Origin of the sequence: Mesorhizobium sp. M7A.F.Ca.AU.001.01.1.1, assembly GCF_004022735.1 — a bacterium.
Classification (GTDB): domain Bacteria; phylum Pseudomonadota; class Alphaproteobacteria; order Rhizobiales; family Rhizobiaceae; genus Mesorhizobium; species Mesorhizobium ciceri.
Map to the genome: position 1 here is coordinate 1 of NZ_RZPF01000734.1, position 3,185 is coordinate 3,185.

General features: G+C 63.9%; 4 protein-coding genes. 2 read left to right on the top strand and 2 right to left on the bottom strand.

Annotation, left to right across the window (positions count from 1 at the left end; translation table 11 throughout):
- Window positions 1-685 (bottom strand): FAD-dependent oxidoreductase (locus EN884_RS30785; protein WP_164895261.1); only part of this gene is annotated, 685 nt, incomplete at its 3' end.
- 163 nt (window positions 686-848) lie between these two features.
- Here EN884_RS30785 and EN884_RS30790 point away from each other — a divergent pair.
- Window positions 849-1,499, top strand: coding sequence for a 5-formyltetrahydrofolate cyclo-ligase (locus tag EN884_RS30790; protein WP_082826460.1), 651 nt, complete (start codon window positions 849-851; stop codon window positions 1,497-1,499).
- On the opposite strand, the gene EN884_RS30795 is transcribed toward EN884_RS30790, so the two are convergent.
- The gene (locus EN884_RS30795; protein ID WP_013531467.1) at window positions 1,496-1,969 is read right to left on the bottom strand and encodes an Lrp/AsnC family transcriptional regulator; all 474 of its coding nucleotides are present in this window, start codon (window positions 1,967-1,969) and stop codon (window positions 1,496-1,498) included. The genes EN884_RS30790 and EN884_RS30795 overlap by 4 nt on opposite strands.
- Before the next feature lie 156 nt (window positions 1,970-2,125).
- Between EN884_RS30795 and ald the strand changes: the two genes are divergently transcribed.
- The coding region (gene ald / locus EN884_RS30800; protein ID WP_128360935.1) for an alanine dehydrogenase at window positions 2,126-3,185 on the top strand (1,060 nt) is incomplete at its 3' end.

Sequence of the window (3,185 nt, forward strand, 5' to 3'; positions counted from 1 at the left end):
CGCCGAGCCGCTCGAGCGCTTTGTTGGCGTAGTCGGAAAGTTTCGGTGCGAAATTGGCCAGAATGCGGTCGCCGGCCTCGATCAGCACCACGCGCGTCTGCCGCGTGTCGATGTTGCGGAACTCGCCGCGCAGCGTGTCATGCGCCAGCTCGACGATGGTGCCGGCAAGCTCGACGCCGGTCGGCCCGCCACCGACGATCGCAATGGTCAGCAGCGCCTGGCGCTTGGCGGGATCAGCCTCCCGCTCGGCCTGTTCGAAGGCCAGGAGAATTCGCCGCCGAATGGTGGTGGCGTCCTCCAGCGTCTTCAGGCCAGGCGCGAACGGCTCCCATTCGTCATGGCCGAAATAGGCGTGGCGGGCACCGGTGGCGAGCAGCAGCGTGTCGTAGGCGACCGCGCTGCCGTCATCGAGCAGCACGCGCTTGCCGGCGCGGTCGACACCGGTGACATTGGCGAGCAGCGTCGTCACATCCTTGCGCTTGCGCAGGAGGTGGCGGATCGGCCAGGCAACCTCGGAGGTGGCCAGCGCCGTCGTCGCCACCTGGTAGAGCAGCGGCTGGAAGAGGTGATGGTTGCGCTTGTCTATCATGGTGATGCGCACGGGAGCGCCGGCAAGCGCACGGGTGAACTCGAGGCCGCCGAACCCCGCGCCGACAACGACGACATGATGCCTGGCTTCGTTCATTTCGTTCACCTTGTTAGCAAGATTGCCTGTCCTGCATGTAGGTATTTTTGTGCAATGCAACAACAGATGGCCAGTGCCCGAGACTCGTCGTTGCATGTCGTGAATGCACATGTTGTATCGTATCGCGAGGTATAGCGTCATCGAACACGCGATGAGGTGAGGCATGGCCAACGATCGTGACGACGATGCTCCGGCGCAGTATTCTTCGCCGCCCTGTTTCATGCACGAACTCGATACGGAATTCCGTGCGCCTTCGAGCGACTGGACCGATGTGAGACGCTGGCGCAAGGCTGAGCGCGAACGCCTGATCGCCGCGCGTCTTGCTGTTTCGGCCGACGCGCGAACGGTAATGTCGCAACACATCGCCGATGGCCTCGACGCGGTAATCGGCGAGATCGCCGGCCGCATGGTCAGTCTCTACTGGCCGTTTCGCGGCGAGCCGGATTTGCGGCCTTGGATGACGTCCATAAACGAACGCGGCGGCCGCACCGCCCTGCCCATCGTCATCGAGAAGGGGCAGCCGCTGATCTTCCGCGCCTACAAAGCAGGCGACCGGCTGGAGAAAGGTGTCTGGAATATCCCGATCCCGGCCGAGGGCGATCCGGTGCTGCCGGACATCGTCATCTCGCCGATCGTCGGCATCGATCCCCTGAACTACCGCCTGGGTTATGGCGGCGGTTTCTTCGACCGTACGCTGGCAGCGATGCCGTTCAAGCCACTGGTCATCGGCGTCGGCTACGAGCTGCAGCGCATCGCGACCATCTACCCGCAGCCGCACGACATTCCGATGGATCGGGTGGTAACGGAGGCCTAGGCCATTTCCGGCTTCATGCCCATGGCGGTCCTGTCGACGATTTCGCGTAGCGCAAAGGACGAATTGATCTTGGTCACATGCGGCATCGCCGACAGCCATTCCTTGTGGATGCGCTCATAGTCGACGAGATCCTTCGCCGCGATCCGCAGGATGTAGTCGTATTCGCCCGACATCAGGTGACAGGACAGCACGTTCGGGCAGCGCTTGATCGCCGCCTCGAAATCCGACAGCGTCTTCTCGAACTGCCCCGACAGCGATATGTGCACGATCGCCGTCATCTGGTGGCCAAGTGCCGCATTGGAAAGCCGGGCGTGGTAGCCGCGAATGGTTCCGGATTTCTCCAGATTGTCGAGCCGGCGCGAACAGGCCGACTGCGACAGGCCGACCTTCTCGGCCAGCGCCGCATTGGGTATCCTGCCATCCTTCTGCAAAGCCTCGAGAATGGCGATATCGATCCTGTCGAGCGGCATTATTCGTGAATCCTGCGAATATCTTGCTGTTTCGCGCAACAATTATCGAAACCGGCCGGTGGGCGCAAGCGCATTCGCAAACACCTGCGCAACGATTCGTGGTTCACTCCAGCCATACAGGGAACGAGCCCAAAAGGGCCGGATCAGGAGAAGAAAATGCGCGTCGGCTGCCCCAAGGAAATCAAGAACCACGAATACCGCGTCGGCCTCACCCCCGGCTCGGTCCGCGAATATGTCGCCCATGGCCACGAAGTGCTGGTCGAGACCGGGGCCGGTGCCGGCATCGGCGCCGATGACAACGCCTATCGCGCCGCCGGCGCCACGATTGCCAAGACGGCCGCCGAGGTGTTCGCCAAGTCGGACATGATCGTCAAGGTCAAGGAGCCGCAGCCCAGCGAATGGGCGCAGCTTCGCGAAGGCCAGATCCTGTATACCTACCTCCACCTTGCTCCGGATCCGGAGCAGACCAAGGGCCTGCTTGCGTCCGGCGTGACGGCAATCGCCTACGAGACCGTGACCGACGACCGTGGCGGCCTGCCGCTGCTGGCGCCGATGTCGGAAGTTGCCGGACGCCTGTCGATCCAGGCCGGCGCCACGGCGCTGCAGAAGGCCAATGGCGGCCGCGGCGTGCTGCTGGGCGGCGTGCCCGGCGTGCTGCCCGGCAAGGTCACCGTGCTCGGCGGTGGCGTCGTCGGCCTGCACGCGGCCAGGATGGCGGCCGGCCTTGGCGCCGACGTCACCATCATCGACCGCTCGATCCCGAGATTGCGCCAGCTCGACGATCTCTTCGCCGGCCGCGTCCACACCCGTTACTCGACTGTCGAGGCGCTGGAAGAAGAGTGTTTTTCAGCCGACATCGTCGTCGGCGCGGTGCTGATCCCGGGTGCCGCGGCGCCAAAACTGGTTTCGCGCGAAATGCTGTCGGGCATGAAGAAAGGCTCGGTGCTGGTCGATGTCGCCATCGACCAGGGCGGCTGCTTCGAGACCTCGCACGCCACCACCCATGCCGACCCGACCTATGAGGTCGACGGCGTCATCCACTATTGCGTCGCCAACATGCCGGGTGCCGTGCCCGTCACGTCGGCCCACGCGCTCAACAACGCGACGCTTCACTACGGCCTGCAGCTCGCCGACAAGGGCCTGAAGGCGCTGGTCGACGATCATCACCTGCGCAACGGCCTCAATGTCCACAAGGGCAAGATCACCAACCGCGCAG